Below are 17,630 nucleotides of genomic sequence, written 5' to 3'. Positions count from 1 at the left end.
GTATAAAATGTCGTTTGTCCCAGCCAATGAAGGCATCTCTAAATTAAAGCCATATCAACCAGGTAAACCGATCAATGAGCTTGAGCGTGAGTTGGGCATCACTGATATCGTAAAACTGGCTTCAAATGAAAACCCGCTGGGCTGTTCAGATAAAGTCAAAGAAGCAGTCGCTGCAGAACTGGCAGAAATTGGTCGTTATCCAGATGGTGGTGGTTTTATCCTGAAAGACCAGATCAAAGCACAATTTGGTTTTAATCATGACCAGATTACTTTGGGCAACGGTTCAAACGACTTACTGGAAATGTTTGCCCGCGCATTCGTTTCTTCAAGCGATTCTGTGATTTACAGCCAGCATGCATTTGCAGTATATGCTCTGGTAACTCAAGCGATCCATGCTGAAGCGATTGAAGTACCAGCAAAAGGCTTCTCGCATGATCTTGAGGCGATGGCGGCTGCAATTAAAGACAACACCAAGCTGATCTTTATTGCGAACCCAAACAACCCGACAGGCACCTGGTTTGAAGAAGCTGAATTTGAAGCATTCATGCAGAAAGTGCCAGCGAATGTCATCGTGGTACTGGACGAAGCTTATGTGGAATATTTCCCGGAAAACTTCAACAGCCTGAAATTCCTGAAGCAGTATCCTAATCTGATTGTCAGCCGTACTTTGTCTAAGTGTTATGGTCTGGCTGCACTGCGTGTTGGTTTTGCATTGGCATCGGTTGAAGTAACTGACTATTTAAATCGTATCCGTCAGCCATTCAACGTGAACCATTTAGCCATGGTTGCTGCAGTTGCTGCACTGAAAGATGAAGCCTTCATCGAGAAATCTCGTGAAGTGAATAAAGCAGGTATGGCACAGCTTGAAGCTGGCTTCAAAGCTTTGGGCCTGAACTATGTACCTTCACGCGCGAATTTCATCTTGGTCGATGTACAGGCTGATCCAGCAGAAACATTTAACAAGTTGTTGAAAGAAGGTGTGATCGTGCGTCCAGTGGGTATTCCAAACCACTTGCGCGTATCGATTGGTACTGAAGCTGAAAATGCCAAATTCCTTGCTGCATTAGGCAAAGTGCTTGGCTTAGAGGCGAAAGCTTAAGTTATGTCGCAGCCACTGTTTGAAAAAGTTGCCTTTATCGGACTTGGATTGATTGGTTCAAGTCTGGCGCGTGTCATTCAGGCCGAGCATTTAGCCAATGACATCGTGGCATCGACCCGCTCACAAAAAACCTTGGAAGATGCCAAGGCACTTGGTCTGATTTCCAACGGATATGCAGATCCTGTAGAAGCCGTCAAAGGGGCAGATCTGGTGGTACTGGCATTACCTGTTCGTGCTACCCAGAAAGTGCTAGAAACGATCAAACCTTATTTGTTGGAAAATGCCATTCTGACCGATGTTGGCAGTACCAAAGGCAATGTGGTAGAAGCAGCCAAAGCTGTGTTTGGTGAAAATCTGCCAGCCGGTTTTGTGCCGGGGCATCCAATTGCGGGTGCTGAACATACCGGCGTGCATGCAGGTAAGGTCGATCTATTTGCCAATCACAAGGTGATTTTGACGCCGTTACCAAGCAGCGGACAATGGGCGGTCGATAAACTGATTCAACTGTGGCAGGTGGCCAAAGCGGAAGTGATTTGTATGGATGTGGAAAAGCACGATGAAGTGCTGGCCCATACCAGTCATCTTCCGCATCTGATGGCCTTCAACCTGGTCGAACAACTGGCCAAGCGCGAAGACAATCTGGATATTTTTCGTTATGCTGCCGGTGGCTTCCGCGACTTCTCGCGTATTGCCGCCAGTGATCCACAAATGTGGCATGACATCTTTTTTGCCAATAAAAAGGCGATTCTCAATGCCGTGGACGGCTTTGAAGCTCAACTCGCGATTATCCGCAAGCTGATTGAAGATGAAGATTCACAAGCTTTAATGGGCTTATTGGGGCATGCGCAAGCCGCGCGTCAGCACTTCAATCATATGCTCGCCAAGAAACCTCTCATGGAGAAAAATAAAGTGACACAACAATTTACCATTCAACCAGGTGCCAAGACGTTCCAAGGTAAATTTACCGTGCCAGGTGACAAATCTGTGTCACACCGTTCCATCATGTTTGGTGCCATCGCTGAAGGCACAACGCATGTGACGGGTTTCCTTGAGGGTGAAGATGCACTTGCAACTTTACAGGCATTCCGTGATATGGGCGTAAGCATTGAAGGCCCTAAAAATGGTGAAGTGACCATTCATGGCGTGGGTATGCAAGGTCTGAAAGCACCGAAGTCTGCGCTTTACATGGGCAACTCGGGTACTTCGATGCGCCTGCTGGCTGGCATGCTGTCAGCTCAGAAATTTGATTCGGTGATGACGGGTGATGCATCCCTGTCTAAACGTCCAATGGAGCGTATTGCAAAACCATTACGTTTGATGGGCGCGCAGATTCAAACTACGGGTGAACGTGGTACACCACCAGTATCGATTACGGGTAATCAAAACCTGAAAGGTATTCAATACGACTTGCCAATGGCATCTGCTCAGGTGAAATCAGGTATTCTGCTGGCAGGTCTTTGGGCGGAAGGTGAAACTTCAGTGACTGAACCTGAACCAACCCGTGACCATACTGAACGTATGTTGCGTGCTTTTGGTTATGAAGTAAAAACTGAAGGCAACCGTATTTCCCTGCAAGGTGGCGGCAAGCTGGTGGGTACTAACATTCAGGTGCCTTCTGATATTTCATCTGCAGCTTTCTTTATGGTCGGTGCAGCGATTACTGAAAATTCAGACGTGACTTTGGAAGCGGTAGGCATTAACCCGACCCGTACTGGTGTGATTGAAATCTTGAAACAGATGGGTGCGGACATCACTGTTGAAAATGAACGTATTGCAGGCGGTGAACCGATTGCAGACATTCGTATTCGCGGTACACGTACGTTAAAAGGCATTCATATGCCGGAAGACCAAGTGCCACTAGCAATTGATGAATTCCCGGCATTATTCATTGCTGCTGCATGTGCAGAAGGCCAAACGATTCTAACTGGTGCTGCTGAGCTGCGTGTCAAAGAATCTGATCGTATTCAAGTGATGGCAGATGGTTTGAAAACCATGGGCATTGACTGTACACCAACTGATGATGGCATCATTATCGAAGGTAAAGGTAAGACAGGCGACTGGTCACCAATCTTTACTGGCGGTGAAATTGAATCGCATCATGATCATCGTATTGCCATGAGCTTCTCTATTGCAGGTCTGCGTAACTCAGGTGAAATCAAGATTGTTGGGACTGAAACCGTCGCAACCAGTTTCCCAACCTTCACTGAACTGACTTCTCAAGCTGGTCTGGCGATTGAAGTGACAGAATAATTCTAAAATTTACATGAAACAGCCAAGCTTTTGCTTGGCTGTTTTGTTTATATTGGCTTATGCTAAAACCATACAACAAAAAAGCCATTTGGATGTAGCAATGCGAAAATTAAAATTTATGGCCAATCCTCAGAGCCAGGAACAATTACAGGGCAGTCAGCAGGCTCAGGAATATGTGGCACATCTGCTGACGGAAGAGCTCGGTAAATATGGCTTTAAAACCTTGGCGCAAAGTGGCGCACAAGTGGCCGTAAGTGTCGATGAACACGAGTTGCCATTATCAGTGAGCTGTGAGACACGAGACCAGGAAGGGCACCTGATTTGTGAAATCGCCTCTTACCCGGATGAAGAACAGGACTGGCTGGACCGGATTACAGAACAAAGTTTATTAAATCAGTTGGCACAAGCTGTTGAAGCATCGTTGAAAGAACAAGAAAGTTTTAGTGAGTTTGAGTGGAAGAACTAGTTCAACAAATGCAAAGTCTTTCGCCTATATTGCAAAGTAAACGTCTTGTTTTAGATTATTTTAAGTCATCCGATGCTGCGGAAGCCTATGCCTCGATTACCCCGAGTTTGACCCGTTTTATGGCATGGGATGCACCGGAATCTGAACAGGTATTTGCAACAGTCTGGCAAAACTGGCTAAACAATATGGCTGATCATAAAGAATATATTTTTGTGATTCGCCATATTGAAAGACATGAATTTATCGGATTATGTGGTTTGCATCGACTGCATGATGAAATACCTGAAGTGGGTATCTGGATTCGTGAAACGGCGCATGGTCATTATTATGGACATGAGGCAGTACGTTGTATTGTGGGCTATGCTTTTAATACATTAGGGATCAAAGCTTTGAGCTATCCGGTAGCCGAAGAAAACTGGGCTAGCCGAAAAATTGCAGAACGTGTAGGTGGAAAAATTACCAACCACCTAGATAAACCTAAATATCGGGCTGTAATTTATGAAATTCATGCTAAAGATTTTATTTCTGAATAAAAAAACCTCATCATTCGATGAGGTTTTTTTGATCAGCTTAATGCGAGGAAACGGCTCATCGCAATCCGAAGCTGTTTTAAATAACCGGTAAAGAAATGATTTGCGCCAGGCAAGATCGTGACCAGATGACGTTGAGGCTTGGCCCATTCAATCATGTCGGATAAAAGCGTGACATCATCCGCTTCACCATGAATAAATAAAATATCACCTTTGATCTGTGGTGTAACATAGTGACGTAGGCCAGCTACGGTTGCAGTCGGTAGACCACACAAAATCACTTTTGAAGGTTGCAGTTCAACTGGCAGGGCGGCGTAACACTTGGCCATAACATGTGCGCCAAAACTGAAACCGCCCGCAAAGAAAGGCAGGTCAATATGTTGGCGACGCGCATATTTAATGACTTCAAGTATATCATCCGTTTCGCCAAAGCCTTCATCATGCAGACCGGCACTTTGACCAGAACCACGGAAACTTGGACGATAGACAACACAACCACGCTCTAAAAACATTTGCGCCAGTAACACCGGAACTTTATGTTGTGGTGTGCCACCTTGTAATGGATGGGGATGACAAACAATCGCGAATCCTTTCACTTCACCCTGAGGATAATCCACAAAAACCTCAAGTTGGCCAGCAGGGCCTTGGAGGTAGATTGGTTCGGACATAGCAAACCGATAAATTGCAGGAGAATTTTCTATTTTAACGATTATGATAAATAAAAACATGAATTGGAATTAAAATAAGTCTACTGATATAGTTTGATTAATCATTTTTTAACCAGGTCGCTATGCTTGCTTTAATTTCTCCAGCCAAGACTCTAGATTACGAAACACCTTTACCTACCGATCAATTTACTCGGGCAAGATTGCTGGAACATTCCCAGGAATTGATAGAAGTTGCCCGCAAGTTATCAGCAACTGAAATTTCCAGCTTAATGAGCGTCAGTGAAAAAATTGCCAATTTGAATGCGGAACGCTTCAGAGACTGGCAGCCGGATTTTGATTTTTCCAATGCTCGTCAGGCAATCTTTGCCTTTAAAGGGGATGTTTATACCGGTCTGGATGCTTACCAATTAAAGCAGGATCAGATTCATTACGCACAGAACCATCTGCGTATGTTATCCGGCCTCTATGGCTTATTGCGTCCGCTGGATCTGATGATGCCTTACCGTCTGGAGATGGGAACCAAATTGACTAACCCACGTGGTGCTCATCTCTACGAGTTCTGGGGACATACCATCACTGACCTGATCAATCATGATCTGGCAGCAGCAGAGTCTGAAATTCTGGTCAATATTGCTTCGGATGAATATTACAAGGCAGTGAAAGAAAGCAAAATTCAGGCTGAAATCATCAAGCCGGTATTTTTAGATCAGAAAAATGGCAAATATAAAGTCATCAGCTTCTATGCCAAGAAAGCTCGTGGTTTAATGGCGCGCTTTATCATTGAAAACCAGATTAAACGAACTGAAGACTTAAAAGCCTTTAATATCGATGGGTATTATTTTGATGCTGAAAGTTCACTAAAAGGTGAGTTGGTATTTAAACGTGATGAGCAGCTGGCTGCTTAAGGTAAAAGATTCACCCAAGACTGAATGAAGAAATTTTCTTAAAAGTCTTGGGTAAATTTAAGTTTAGCAATATTAGGTTGAATTGAATAAAAATTAAAAAATAGGGAAGGAACTTTCAAAATATCATTTATTTAGAAGAATTTTTAACAGGAAATGGATGAATTTTTTAGAAGAAAAGCTAAATAAAATAATGAAAGCTATAGTGAGCTTTAAAAGATATTTTTCACTCGATAAATTTATATAGTAAAAACAAATTTCTAAAAAAATAAAAAATAGAATCAATCAATTAATTTCTTTTAATATTCAAAAAATGACTAAAAAATAAAAAAATATGACTCAAAAAATTATGATTAATTGAATAAGAAGTATAAAAAAATGAAGAATATAAAAACTCTAAATAATTGAAAAAACTGCATTTTATCGGGTTACTTGTAAACTATGTCACAATTTTATTGTTATTTTGTTAGCATAATTTCAATGCTGTTACATAACTCAACTACAAAAATGAAAATTTATACGATTCCTATTTTTGTGCTGATGGTAGGTTTACTCGGTTATTGTGTTCACCAACAGGCCGAAACAAGAAAACATGAAGAGCTTCATCAGATTTTGAAAGAAGTACAACATTCAACTAAATTGCTGAATGCAAATCGGCCCCGACCTTAATAGATTTGCATAAGCTTTTTAATTAGGGGGGTCAGGTAAAAAGATAAAAATAAAATCATAATAAATAAAAGAAAATTTAATAATAATAAAACTGACTTATATTAATTTTTAATAAAATATAAATTCTAAGAAGCAATCAGAAATCAATGTGTTATAATTTGCAAAAGATAAAGTTAGATCAAATTTACTTTAATTAAGTATTTGATTCTAATGATGAAAAAAGCTGCATAGGGGTTATGCAGCTTTTTTGTTTAGATTGTTTTTTGAGTTTTTCTAGCGCAGTTTTCTTACTGTTCGCTATTGAAACATTTTGACCCGCTAAATGGCGAAGCTGGCATATTCGTTGCTAACAGATCCTTAAAATTCATGAAGTTTTACTATAAAATTTCCTGGATTCGGCGGCATGCTTAAAGCATAAAGTTTACTCAATAGGGGCTAGGTCATGACGACTCCTAATCCATCTTCAGAAAATATGCTGGAACGTCTGTTCAAACTGAGTGAAAACAAAACCAGTTTCCGTACAGAAGTTGTGGCAGGTGTAACCACGTTCTTGACAATGTGTTACATCATTATTGTTAATCCGATGATTTTATCCGAAACCGGGATGGATCATGGGGCTGTCTTTGTAGCCACCTGTCTTGCAGCCGCAATTGGCTGTCTGGTAATGGGGCTAATTGCCAATTATCCAATTGCACTTGCGCCGGGTATGGGGCTGAATGCCTTCTTTACCTATTCAGTCTGTCTGGGAATGGGTGTGCCTTGGCAAACTGCATTAGGTGCAGTATTTGTATCAGGTTTGGTTTTCATTGCCATTAGTATGTTCAAAATACGTGAGGCGATTGTCAATGCCATTCCAATGTCTCTCAAACTGGCGATTGGTGGTGGTATTGGCCTGTTCCTGGCTCTGGTAGCACTGAAAAATGCTGGCATCATTGTTGATAATCAAGCGACCCTGGTGGGTCTGGGTGATTTGAAACAGCCAACTGTTATGCTTGCGCTACTTGGCTTCCTGTTAGTGGTGGTAATGCATCACTTCAAAGTACGTGGTGCGATCATTATCAGTATTTTGGTAATCACTGCGATTTCTACTGCTTTAGGTTATAACCAGTTCCAGGGTGTAGTGGGTCAAATTCCTTCACTGGCACCAACCTTCTTGCAGATGGACTTTCAAGGTCTGTTTACAGCTAGCCTGATCGGTGTGATCTTCGTATTCTTCTTGGTCGATCTGTTTGACTCTACTGGTACGCTAGTAGGTGTTTCACATCGTGCAGGTTTGTTAAAAGATGGTAAATTGCCGCGTCTGAAAAAAGCATTATTTGCCGATTCTTCTGCGATTGTTGCAGGTGCCGCTTTGGGTACTTCTTCAACTACACCTTATATTGAGTCATCAGCGGGTGTTGCAGCAGGTGGTCGTACCGGTCTGACTGCAGTTGTGGTTGGCTTGCTGTTCATTGCCTGCCTGTTCCTGGCTCCATTGGCTCAATCTGTACCAGGCTTTGCAACTGCACCAGCATTGCTATTTGTCGGTGTATTGATGATTCAGGGTATTGTCCATATTGAATGGGATGATATTACTGAAGCGGTTCCGGCGTTCCTGACCATTGTATTCATGCCATTTACGTATTCAATTGCAGATGGTATCGCAATGGGTTTTATCAGCTATGCGCTGATTAAACTGCTGACAGGTAAAGCGAAAACTGTTCCATACATGGTATGGATCATCGCAGTACTATGGGCATTGAAGTTCTGGATGTTTGGCGGCTAATTTTTGTCGAATATCAAAAGGGTGTAAACTCAGTTTGCACCCTTTTTTATTTTTCTCAGGTTTAATCAGGAGTAGCGATGAACCGTCTTGAATTGATTCAGGCTTTGCCAAAGGCTGAGCTGCATGTGCATATCGAAGGTACCTTTGAACCTGAGTTAATGTTTGCGATTGCACAGCGTAATGAAATTAGCATTCCTTATAAATCAGTTGAGGAAGTGAAGCAGGCTTATAATTTCCATAATCTGCAATCTTTCCTGGATATCTACTACGCGGGTGCCAATGTTCTGATTCATGAACAGGACTTTTATGATCTGGCTTGGGCATATTTTGAAAAATGTGCGGATGATAATGTCGTGCATACTGAAATGTTCTTTGATCCGCAGACGCATACCGATCGTGGCATTGCCTTTGAAACCGTAATTAATGGCTTGCAGAAAGCCTGTGATGATGCGAAAGCTAAGTTAGGCATTACTTCACATCTGATCATGTGTTTCCTGCGTCATCTTAGTGAAGAAGCAGCATTTGAAACATTAGAACAAGCGCTGCCTTATAAAGATCGGATCATTGGAGTGGGGCTGGATTCAAGTGAAGTCGGCCATCCACCGTCTAAGTTTGAATGTGTTTTCGCTAAAGCACGTGAAGCCGGTTTTCTGGTAGTCGCACATGCGGGTGAAGAAGGTCCGGCAGAATATGTCTGGGAAGCTTTGGATTTATTAAAAGTTAACCGTATTGACCATGGCGTACGTTCTGAGGAAGATCCAGAATTGATGCAGCGTTTGATTGCAGAGAAGATGCCGCTCACAGTATGTCCACTTTCAAACCTAAAGCTGTGTGTTGTGGATGATATGCAGCAGCATAATATCCGTCGCCTGTTGCAGCAGGGTGTGCATGTGACAGTGAATTCAGATGATCCTTCGTATTTTGGTGGTTATATGAATGACAATTTCATTGCCATTGCTGAAGCTTTAGATCTAAGCAACGAAGAACTTAAACAGCTCGCAATTAATTCTTTTGAAGCTTCATTTATTTCTGATACTGAAAAACAGAAATGGATCAGCCTGATTCAGGCACTTGTTTAAAATATCATTCCAGTAAATTTGTTAGCCCAAAGAGGGTAGAGTTCGCTCTGCCTTTTATAATTTGATTTGTGAACCAAAGATGAAATTAAAATTCCTGTGGCCTGTTCTTGCTGTTAGCTTAATCAATCCTGCTTGTGCAGATACCTCAATGACTCAGAAAGCCCTGAAACCTGTGATTGAGTATCAGTGTGGCCAAGAGCTGAAAGATTCCAAAGTCTGGAAAATGGGTACTTATTTCATGGCTGAAGCCAATAAACAGCATTTACAGCAAAAAGTGTGTGGCTGTGTGGGTGAGCATGCTTTGGAAGGTGTGCCGGCCAAAACCCTGTTAAAAGCAACCATTGATGAAGAAACTAAAAAAGAGCTGACCCGTAAAGCAATTGCCAATAGCTTAAAAGGCTGTATGGGTGAGTTTATCAATTAAGGATTTTTGGGTGCTGGATTATCCAGACTTTACCTTTAGATTAATAGTGAGTCTTCTTTCCTGTGATGGCTATGAGTCTGGCTGCGCGCAGATTAAACATCATGACTCATTTTTAGATTTCTTATTGCGATAAACTTCGGCACAATAGCGCATATTTTAAAAGCTGAAAAAAGGATAAAATCCGTGAAAAAATTATTGGCTGTTGTTGTACCATTAACACTTGTTCTTTCTGCATGTGTAGCACCACAAGGTGCCAGCACCACAACTCAAGCAAGTACAGGTCAGCAACTCGGTTCTGCAGCCATTAAAATTGCCATCAATGCAAAATGTGTCACTGAACTGAATAATATTCCGGCTTGGCAAACTGCAACACGTTTAATGACAGAAACACAAAAACAGAATATCCAGTCTGAAATCTGTGGTTGTGTGAGTGAAAAAGCACCACAAAACGTGACTGCGGTGGATTTGGCAACTGCAGCAATTGACCCAGCAGCACGTGCGACTATTGTAGGCAATGTCGTTGCAAATACTATTAACGCTTGTGTGGCTGAAGCTGTAAACTAAGTCAAAATCAAATTTGAATAGGCTGACTGGTTCAGCCTATTTTTTATGGGAAATAAAATGAATATTGCTGGTGTAGATGAAGCAGGGCGTGGGCCATTAGTAGGATCGGTGGTCGCTGCGGCTGTGATATTGGATCCGAATAACCCGATTGAGGGTTTAAATGATTCCAAGAAGCTAAGCGAGAAGAAGCGCGAAAAACTTTTTATTGAGATTCAGGAAAAAGCATTGGCTTGGGCGATTGCTGAGGCCTCTGCAGCAGAAATCGACGAGCATAATATTTTGCAGGCCTCTTTACTGGCAATGCGCCGCGCTGTGGAAGCATTAAGCATTCAGCCGGAACATGTACTGGTCGATGGCAACAAGATTCCTCAGGGCCTTGCGATGAGTTGTGATGCGGTCGTAGGTGGGGATGCCTTGCATCCTGAGATTTCAGCAGCCAGTATTCTGGCTAAAGTGACCCGTGATCGCCAGATGGTGGAGATGGATCAAAAATATCCGCAATTTGGCTTTGCCAAGCATAAGGGCTATCCGACCAAAGCACATTTTGAAGCGATTGCCTTACACGGGGTGATTGATGAACATCGTCGTAGTTTTGGACCAGTGAAAAAAGTGCTGGCAGCGTTGCTTGATCAGCAGCAGGCGGGATAAAGTTTGATTATTTTGCTATGCAGTTGAAAATTAGGCAAATTAAAAGCGGCTTAAAAGCCGCTTTTATATTCATACAAAATTAACGGTTAAAGTTATTTTGTGTCTGGTTATCATCTTCATAAGAAGAAGGTTGATAATCCTGGTCAATATGCTGAAGATGTTCATGCATTGCACGTTCATGCTGGATACGCTGGTAAATCTCTTCACGGTGTACAGAGACTTCTTTCGGAGCATTTACCCCAATACGAACCTGGTTGCCTTTTACGCCAAGTACAGTCACGCTGACTTGGTCTCCGATCATTAAAGTTTCCCCGACGCGTCGAGTCAAAATCAGCATGTTTCTCTCCTTGCAAAATGCAAAACCTGCAATCTATTGAATGTAATAAAAAAACACAACCTAAAATTATATAATTAAAGTTTGAATAGAAAGTCCTATCCATGAAATGAAGAGGTTAACTATCCAGACTGTTGAAAATCCTTAGGCTTAATATAACAGAGCCACTATAAAAAAAACTATAGTGGCCCTGCATTTTTGTAGAGATTTAATGAAATACTGTCAGACAATAACGGTATTTTGTAGTTCTCTTAAGCGCGTGCGCTAGATTCACCATGTTCACGGTCTAAACCGAACGCAGTGTGAAGTGAGCGAACTGCAAGCTCAAGATAATTCTCTTCGATAATCACAGAAATCTTGATTTCAGAAGTAGAGATCATCAGGATGTTGATACCTTCATCAGCAAGAGCAGTGAACATTTTGCTTGCTACACCTGCGTGAGAGCGCATACCTACACCGACGATAGACACTTTTACGATGTCATCACGAGTTGCAACTTCACGTGCGCCAATCGCTTGAGCTGTCTCTTCAAGGATTTTTTTGGCTTTAGCAAGTTCACCGCGGTTTACAGTAAACGTGAAATCAGTTGTACCATCTTCTTCAACGTTCTGGATAATCATATCCACTTCGATATTGGCATCACCAATTGGTTTAAGAATTTTAGATGCAATACCTGGCTCATCTGGAACACCCAGAATAGTCAGTTTAGCTTCGTCGCGGTTGAACGCGATACCAGAGATAATTGGCTGTTCCATGTTGTCTTCCAGTTCAGTAGTAATAAGAGTTCCGACGTTGTTTTTGAAGTCTTCGTCAAATGCGCCATCAGTGTCATTATCGAAGCTTGAGAGTACGCGTAAAGGCACTTGGTACTTGCCTGCAAATTCTACAGAGCGAATTTGAAGAACTTTAGAACCTAAAGATGCCATTTCCAGCATTTCTTCGAAAGAGATACGGTCTACTTTTTTCGCTTTAGGAGCAACACGAGGGTCAGTCGTATATACGCCATCAACATCTGTGTAAATCTGACATTCATCCGCTTTTAGCGCTGCAGCAAGGGCAACACCTGAGGTATCAGAACCACCACGACCTAAAGTTGTGGTATTGCCATCAGCATCAAAGCCCTGGAAACCTGCAACCACAATCACGCGGCCTGCATCTAGGTTTTCAGTCAATACATCAGTATCAATAGATTCGATACGTGCTTTGGTGAATGCGCTGTCAGTTTTAATACCAACCTGGCGACCAGTTAAAGATTTAGCTTCAACGCCAATTGAATTCAGCGCCATAGCTAACATGGAAATCGTTACCTGTTCACCCGTAGAAACCATTTGGTCAAGTTCACGTGGGTCAGGGGTTTCGGTAATGGCTTTCGCGAGAGCAAGCAAGCGGTTGGTTTCACCACTCATAGCAGATACGACTACAACCACCTTGTGGCCATGGTCATGCCAGCGCTTCACACGACGAGCAACATTGAGAATACGCTCGGGAGTACCCATTGAGGTACCGCCATATTTTTGAACGATTAATGCCATAGTTGTTCCATATAAACCATGACCCTGATTTTCCGATCAGGGTCAGTTACACAAAATGAAGTTTTTATTTTGCTTCAAGCCAAGCTGCTAAATCAGCCATCACTGGAGCAAACTTCTCGTTAAGTGGCGCGCCACCTTGTGCCAAGTCAGGTTTACCACCACCTTTACCACCTAGCTCTGCAGCCAAGTGTTTGATGATGTCACCCGCTTTAATAGAAGCAGTAAAGTCTTTCGCCACAGATGCAATCAAGCTCACCTTGTCACCCTCTACACCTGCAAGAACAATGACTGCATTTTCTAATTTTGATTTCACACCGTCGTGCAGATTACGCAATGCTTTCGCATCCATACCCTGAACAGTCGTGATTAGTGTTTTACGACCAGCAAGCTCTTGAACCTGACTTAAAAGTTCACCGGCTTGTAGGCTTGCTAATTTTTGATTCAGTTGTTCGATCTGTTTTTGCAATTGATGCGCAGTGTCCACCACAGCTTCAACTTTTTCGACTGTTTGATGGTTCTGTGCTTTTAACAAACCATTGATATATTGAACATCACGATCGACTTTCTGTACGGCTTCAACCGCTTTAGTACCGGTTACGGCTTCAATACGACGTACACCTGCTGCGACACCACCTTCAGACGTGATTTTAAACAGACCGATGTCACCTGTACGTTTAACGTGAATACCGCCACACAATTCGATCGAGAAGTTTTTCTCGTCAATCACTGAACCCATAGACAATACGCGAACTTCTTCACCGTATTTCTCACCGAACAGCATCATCGCACCTTTGGCTTTCGCAGATTCGATGTCGAGCAGTTCAGTCGTAACAGGCGTATTGGCAATTACTTCAGCATTTACCAGACGTTCAATTTCTTGCAGCTGTTCAAAAGTTACAGGCTGATCATTGGCAAAGTCGAAACGTAATACGTCAGAAGCAACCAATGAACCTTTTTGCTGTACGTGTGAACCCAGGATTTGACGTAGGGCAGCGTGGAGCAAGTGAGTTGCAGAGTGGTTACGAGCAGTTGCAGCACGAATCTCGGCTTTAACCGTTGCTTCAACGTTTTGAGTAACTTTAAGGTTACCCATAGTCACGATACCTTGGTGAACGAATGCACCACCAGATTTTTTGGTATCTTGAACTTCGAAAATACCAGTATCGTTTTTGAAGAGCCCTGTATCACCGATCTGACCACCGCTTTCTGCATAGAAAGGAGTTTGGTTCAGAACAATCAGTGCTTCGTCGCCTTCAACCACTTCGTCAACTTGCTCGCCATCTTTGTAGATCGCGATGATTCGACCTTCGCCTGCTGTTGCGTCATAACCTTCAAACTGAGTTTCGCCTTCAACTTTAACAACGCTGTTATAGTCGATTGCGAATTTACCTGCATCACGTGCACGTTGACGTTGAGCCGCCATTTCTTTTTCAAAGCCCGCTTCGTCAATGGTTAAATCACGTTCACGTGCGATATCTGCTGTAAGATCAGTTGGGAAGCCATAAGTATCATAAAGTTTGAATACGATTTCACCTGGAATCACTGAACCTTTCAGATTTGACAATTCGCCTTCAAGCAATTTCAGACCTTGCTCAAGTGTTTTAGCAAACTGTTCTTCTTCTTTCAGCAAAGCGGCTTCGATACGTGCTTTGTTTGCTTCAAGTTCAGGATAAGCTGCGCCCATCACATCAATTAAAGGCTGAAGCATTTTGTGGAAGAATGAACCAGTCGCACCCAGTTTGTTACCATGACGAACTGCACGACGGATAATACGGCGCAGTACATAACCACGACCTTCATTTGAAGGGTTCACGCCATCCGCAATCAGGAAGCAGCATGAACGTGCATGGTCAGCAACCACTTTAAGTGAAGCAGGGTATTCAACCGGTTTGTTTTCAGCTTGTGCTTTCGCTTCAATGTCTGAAGTATCTAGACCGATGATTTCAGCAGCAGCTTTCAATAGATTTTGAAACAGGTCGATTTCATAGTTAGAATTGACGTGTTGTAGAACCGCAGAAATACGCTCAAGGCCCATACCTGTATCAACAGAAGGTGCTGGAAGAGGGTGCAGTACGCCATCTGCAGTTCGGTTGAACTGCATGAAGACGTTGTTCCAGATTTCAATGAAACGGTCGCCATCTTCTTCAGGCGTACCAGGCAGGCCACCCCAGATATGATCACCGTGGTCATAGAAGATTTCAGAACATGGACCACAAGGACCAGTGTCACCCATTGCCCAGAAGTTATCAGAAGCATATTTCTCGCCTTTGTTATCACCAATGCGGATAATGCGGCTGGCATCTAGACCAACTTCTTTATTCCAGATATCAAACGCTTCGTCATCAGTGTGATACACAGTTACGTACAATTTGTCTTTAGGCAGAGCCAGCCATTTGTCGCCGGTCAGGAATTCCCAGGCAAATTTAATTGCATCACGTTTGAAGTAATCACCAAACGAGAAGTTGCCCAGCATTTCAAAGAATGTGTGGTGACGAGCTGTGTAGCCAACGTTATCTAAGTCGTTGTGTTTACCACCTGCACGTACACATTTTTGTGAAGATGTTGCACGAACGTAGTCACGTTTTTCCAGACCCAGGAAGCAGTCTTTAAACTGGTTCATACCAGCATTGGTAAACAATAATGTTGGGTCGTTGGCAGGAACCAGAGAACTCGACGCGACACGTGTATGCCCTTGCGATTCAAAGTAGCTTAAAAAAGCTTCGCGAATTTCAGCTGATGTCATAAAACGAGTACTCACAACCAAGTCACTCCATAATTTCCGATTTGGCTAAAAACATCACAGTCTGACAAGAAGGTTGGTTCTCTGCTGCAATGCGGGGCTTAAATATTTAAAAACGCCAAATTATAACGGAAAATGCCTGTTCAACCAATGATTTTCATATTTATAGATCATAAAACTATAAGGAATGAATATTGGAAAAATCAGAAAAATGCCCTGCAAAATCAAAAGCTATTGTCATTACAGCAATTTATCTTAATTCTCGCTGATAGAAAGACTGGATTGCTTCAAGTAAAGTATGAATTTTTCGATGAAATATTGGACATTCTGTGTAATTTTTAGTGGATTTAGCTGAATAGTTATCAGTCAGCTGGATAATTCCATTAATATAGGCGCACAAAGTTTTATGCCGCAGTAGGGAATGTCGATGCAACGTATCGCAATTAATGGTTTTGGACGAATCGGACGCAATGTGTTGCGTGCATGGTTTGAAAATCCGAAAGATTTTAATTTTGACATCGTTGCCATTAATGACGTTGCCGACGTTGAAACCTTATTGCATCTATTTAAATATGATTCTACTCATGGTCGTTTCCCGGGGCAGGTTGATCTGACTTATGAAGATGAGTATGCCTACCTGCATGTCACTTATCGCGATGCCTATCAGAAAGTTCAGGTGTTAAGACAGGCGAATCCGGTGGAAATGCCATGGCATGAACTGAATATTGATGTGGTATTGGAATGTACCGGCCTGTTCCGTTCGCGTGAGGCTGCGACTCAGCATATTACTGCCGGGGCAAAACGGGTCATTATCGGTGCTGCACCGTTTGATACAGTGGATGCCGCAATTGTCTATGGCGTCAACCATCGTGATGTCAAAGAAAGTGACCAGATTATTTCCAGTGTCTCTTGTACTACGCAAGCATTGGTACCTCTAGTCAAAATCATTGATGATGCCTTTGGTATTGAGACTGCACTGATGACTGAAATTCACGCAGTGACAGCGGATCAGTCAGTACTGGATCATGCCCATCGTGATTTAAGACGTGCCCGAGCTTCTGGGCAAAATATTATTCCAACCACATCTTCGGCTTTGGGTGCTTTAAAACGCGTAATGCCGAAGATGGAAAACCGGATTGATGGTTATTCGATTCGCGTGCCAACCATTAATGTAGCGGCCATTGATTTAACCTTTATCTCCCAGTCACCCATTACTGATCATCAGTTGAATGAAGTATTAATGAACGCTGCACGTCAGGATTTTGCTGAAATCATGTCTGTGACAGATGAGCCTCTAGTATCTTCAGACTTTAATCATTCGCCTTATTCATTGATTGTGGATCTGACCCAAACCTTGGTAGTGGGGCATCAGGCCAAAGTATTTGCCTGGTATGATAATGAATGGGGTTATGCCAACCGTTTGCTGGATCTCTGTGAATCCTTTTATACAGATTAAGCTATTTTGAAAGCATCCCAAATGGGGTGCTTTTTTATGCAAGATTAAAAAATTAGAAGAAAATGAATAAGAACTTGAACGTAATTGATCGAAAAGCTCTGGATTTATGCCGAATATTTCTGTGATCTGGATATTTTTTCGTTAAGATAAAGATAATTAAATGGAATAAGAGCAAGCACATGATGTTGATCTGGGGATTTATAATATTACTGACCTTGGCTGTGATTTTTTTGATCTGGCTGCAATTTAATAATAATGAGAGTTCACAAAGTGTGGAAGGCGTGCCAGTTGAGGAAAAAGTGGCGTATCTGGAAGAAAATTTAAAAAAGACCTTGGAAATTATGCAGGATCTGGCGAAAAAAATGCATGTTCAGCAGGAAGTACTGGATCAGACTACGGCTAAACTGCAAAAAGTTGAGCTGCAAAATGCAGAACTGGTAAATCTGCTCGCTAAAGTAATAGAACCAAAGTCATAAGACCTTTTCATGCTGGTTTAGCCTTATA

General features: G+C 42.5%; 16 protein-coding genes. 12 read left to right on the top strand and 4 right to left on the bottom strand.

Annotation, left to right across the window (positions count from 1 at the left end):
- Positions 1 to 7 precede the first annotated feature (7 nt).
- The 4 genes from hisC to B3Q46_RS12360 all read left to right on the top strand — a co-directional run bounded on the left by hisC (position 8) and on the right by B3Q46_RS12360 (position 4,348).
- Positions 8 to 1,099, top strand: a complete 1,092-nt coding sequence (gene hisC, locus B3Q46_RS12375; protein ID WP_004784227.1) for a histidinol-phosphate transaminase — start codon at positions 8 to 10, stop codon at positions 1,097 to 1,099.
- A 3-nt stretch (positions 1,100 to 1,102) separates the two neighbouring features.
- Positions 1,103 to 3,349, top strand: coding sequence for a bifunctional prephenate dehydrogenase/3-phosphoshikimate 1-carboxyvinyltransferase (locus B3Q46_RS12370; protein WP_004784225.1), 2,247 nt, complete (start codon positions 1,103 to 1,105; stop codon positions 3,347 to 3,349).
- A gap of 100 nt (positions 3,350 to 3,449) precedes the next feature.
- A complete protein-coding gene (locus tag B3Q46_RS12365; RefSeq protein WP_004784223.1) occupies positions 3,450 to 3,815 on the top strand; it encodes a hypothetical protein in 366 nt (121 codons plus the stop codon).
- Positions 3,803 to 4,348 (top strand): GNAT family N-acetyltransferase, encoded by a 546-nt coding sequence (locus B3Q46_RS12360; protein ID WP_004784222.1) that lies wholly within the window; start codon positions 3,803 to 3,805, stop codon positions 4,346 to 4,348. Before B3Q46_RS12365 ends, B3Q46_RS12360 begins: the two co-directional genes overlap by 13 nt.
- Before the next feature lie 32 nt (positions 4,349 to 4,380).
- Here B3Q46_RS12360 and B3Q46_RS12355 read toward each other — a convergent pair whose 3' ends face one another.
- Positions 4,381 to 5,013 (bottom strand): alpha/beta hydrolase, encoded by a 633-nt coding sequence (locus B3Q46_RS12355; protein WP_034590098.1) that lies wholly within the window; start codon positions 5,011 to 5,013, stop codon positions 4,381 to 4,383.
- Between the two features lie 122 nt (positions 5,014 to 5,135).
- On the opposite strand from B3Q46_RS12355, the gene yaaA reads away from it, so the two are divergent.
- The 6 genes from yaaA to rnhB all read left to right on the top strand — a co-directional run bounded on the left by yaaA (position 5,136) and on the right by rnhB (position 11,064).
- Positions 5,136 to 5,918, top strand: coding sequence for a peroxide stress protein YaaA (yaaA, locus tag B3Q46_RS12350; RefSeq protein WP_004784218.1), 783 nt, complete (start codon positions 5,136 to 5,138; stop codon positions 5,916 to 5,918).
- Positions 5,919 to 7,026: 1,108 nt separating this feature from the next.
- A complete protein-coding gene (locus B3Q46_RS12345; RefSeq protein ID WP_004784213.1) occupies positions 7,027 to 8,349 on the top strand; it encodes an NCS2 family permease in 1,323 nt (440 codons plus the stop codon).
- 77 nt (positions 8,350 to 8,426) lie between these two features.
- Positions 8,427 to 9,428, top strand: coding sequence for an adenosine deaminase (locus B3Q46_RS12340; RefSeq protein ID WP_004784210.1), 1,002 nt, complete (start codon positions 8,427 to 8,429; stop codon positions 9,426 to 9,428).
- 79 nt (positions 9,429 to 9,507) lie between these two features.
- The gene (locus B3Q46_RS12335) at positions 9,508 to 9,852 is read left to right on the top strand and encodes a hypothetical protein (RefSeq protein WP_004784208.1); all 345 of its coding nucleotides are present in this window, start codon (positions 9,508 to 9,510) and stop codon (positions 9,850 to 9,852) included.
- A gap of 183 nt (positions 9,853 to 10,035) precedes the next feature.
- Positions 10,036 to 10,416, top strand: a complete 381-nt coding sequence (locus B3Q46_RS12330; RefSeq protein ID WP_004784206.1) for a hypothetical protein — start codon at positions 10,036 to 10,038, stop codon at positions 10,414 to 10,416.
- A 57-nt stretch (positions 10,417 to 10,473) separates the two neighbouring features.
- Positions 10,474 to 11,064, top strand: a complete 591-nt coding sequence (rnhB, locus tag B3Q46_RS12325) for a ribonuclease HII (RefSeq protein ID WP_004784204.1) — start codon at positions 10,474 to 10,476, stop codon at positions 11,062 to 11,064.
- A gap of 79 nt (positions 11,065 to 11,143) precedes the next feature.
- On the opposite strand, the gene csrA is transcribed toward rnhB, so the two are convergent.
- The 3 genes from csrA to alaS all read right to left on the bottom strand — a co-directional run bounded on the left by csrA (position 11,144) and on the right by alaS (position 15,688).
- Positions 11,144 to 11,401 (bottom strand): carbon storage regulator CsrA, encoded by a 258-nt coding sequence (gene csrA / locus B3Q46_RS12320; protein WP_004784202.1) that lies wholly within the window; start codon positions 11,399 to 11,401, stop codon positions 11,144 to 11,146.
- 248 nt (positions 11,402 to 11,649) lie between these two features.
- Positions 11,650 to 12,930 (bottom strand): aspartate kinase, encoded by a 1,281-nt coding sequence (locus B3Q46_RS12315; protein ID WP_004784201.1) that lies wholly within the window; start codon positions 12,928 to 12,930, stop codon positions 11,650 to 11,652.
- 64 nt (positions 12,931 to 12,994) lie between these two features.
- Positions 12,995 to 15,688 (bottom strand): alanine--tRNA ligase, encoded by a 2,694-nt coding sequence (alaS, locus tag B3Q46_RS12310; protein WP_171064812.1) that lies wholly within the window; start codon positions 15,686 to 15,688, stop codon positions 12,995 to 12,997.
- Positions 15,689 to 16,097: 409 nt separating this feature from the next.
- Here alaS and B3Q46_RS12305 point away from each other — a divergent pair, with 409 nt between their 5' ends.
- Positions 16,098 to 17,126 (top strand): type I glyceraldehyde-3-phosphate dehydrogenase, encoded by a 1,029-nt coding sequence (locus tag B3Q46_RS12305; protein ID WP_034170713.1) that lies wholly within the window; start codon positions 16,098 to 16,100, stop codon positions 17,124 to 17,126.
- Positions 17,127 to 17,305: 179 nt separating this feature from the next.
- On the top strand, positions 17,306 to 17,602 hold the full coding sequence (locus tag B3Q46_RS12300; RefSeq protein WP_004784195.1) for a hypothetical protein: 297 nt from the start codon (positions 17,306 to 17,308) through the stop codon (positions 17,600 to 17,602).
- The last annotated feature ends 28 nt before the right edge of the window (positions 17,603 to 17,630 follow it).

The organism is Acinetobacter sp. UBA2581 (assembly GCF_002339435.1).
Classification (GTDB): Bacteria; Pseudomonadota; Gammaproteobacteria; order Pseudomonadales; family Moraxellaceae; genus Acinetobacter; species Acinetobacter variabilis.
The sequence above is the reverse complement of the archived record's forward strand: the minus strand, read 5'-3'. Positions and strand labels throughout refer to the sequence as shown.

Bases quoted from the DNA above. Each gene is read 5' to 3' on its own strand.
- hisC (WP_004784227.1), top strand. From the start codon at position 8: ATGTCGTTTGTCCCAGCCAATGAAGGCATCTCTAAATTAAAGCCATAT.
- B3Q46_RS12370 (WP_004784225.1), top strand. From the start codon at position 1,103: ATGTCGCAGCCACTGTTTGAAAAAGTTGCCTTTATCGGACTTGGATTG.
- B3Q46_RS12365 (WP_004784223.1), top strand. From the start codon at position 3,450: ATGCGAAAATTAAAATTTATGGCCAATCCTCAGAGCCAGGAACAATTA.
- B3Q46_RS12355 (WP_034590098.1), bottom strand. From the start codon at position 5,013: ATGTCCGAACCAATCTACCTCCAAGGCCCTGCTGGCCAACTTGAGGTT.
- yaaA (WP_004784218.1), top strand. From the start codon at position 5,136: ATGCTTGCTTTAATTTCTCCAGCCAAGACTCTAGATTACGAAACACCT.
- B3Q46_RS12345 (WP_004784213.1), top strand. From the start codon at position 7,027: ATGACGACTCCTAATCCATCTTCAGAAAATATGCTGGAACGTCTGTTC.
- B3Q46_RS12340 (WP_004784210.1), top strand. From the start codon at position 8,427: ATGAACCGTCTTGAATTGATTCAGGCTTTGCCAAAGGCTGAGCTGCAT.
- B3Q46_RS12335 (WP_004784208.1), top strand. From the start codon at position 9,508: ATGAAATTAAAATTCCTGTGGCCTGTTCTTGCTGTTAGCTTAATCAAT.
- rnhB (WP_004784204.1), top strand. From the start codon at position 10,474: ATGAATATTGCTGGTGTAGATGAAGCAGGGCGTGGGCCATTAGTAGGA.
- csrA (WP_004784202.1), bottom strand. From the start codon at position 11,401: ATGCTGATTTTGACTCGACGCGTCGGGGAAACTTTAATGATCGGAGAC.
- B3Q46_RS12315 (WP_004784201.1), bottom strand. From the start codon at position 12,930: ATGGCATTAATCGTTCAAAAATATGGCGGTACCTCAATGGGTACTCCC.
- B3Q46_RS12305 (WP_034170713.1), top strand. From the start codon at position 16,098: ATGCAACGTATCGCAATTAATGGTTTTGGACGAATCGGACGCAATGTG.
- B3Q46_RS12300 (WP_004784195.1), top strand. From the start codon at position 17,306: ATGATGTTGATCTGGGGATTTATAATATTACTGACCTTGGCTGTGATT.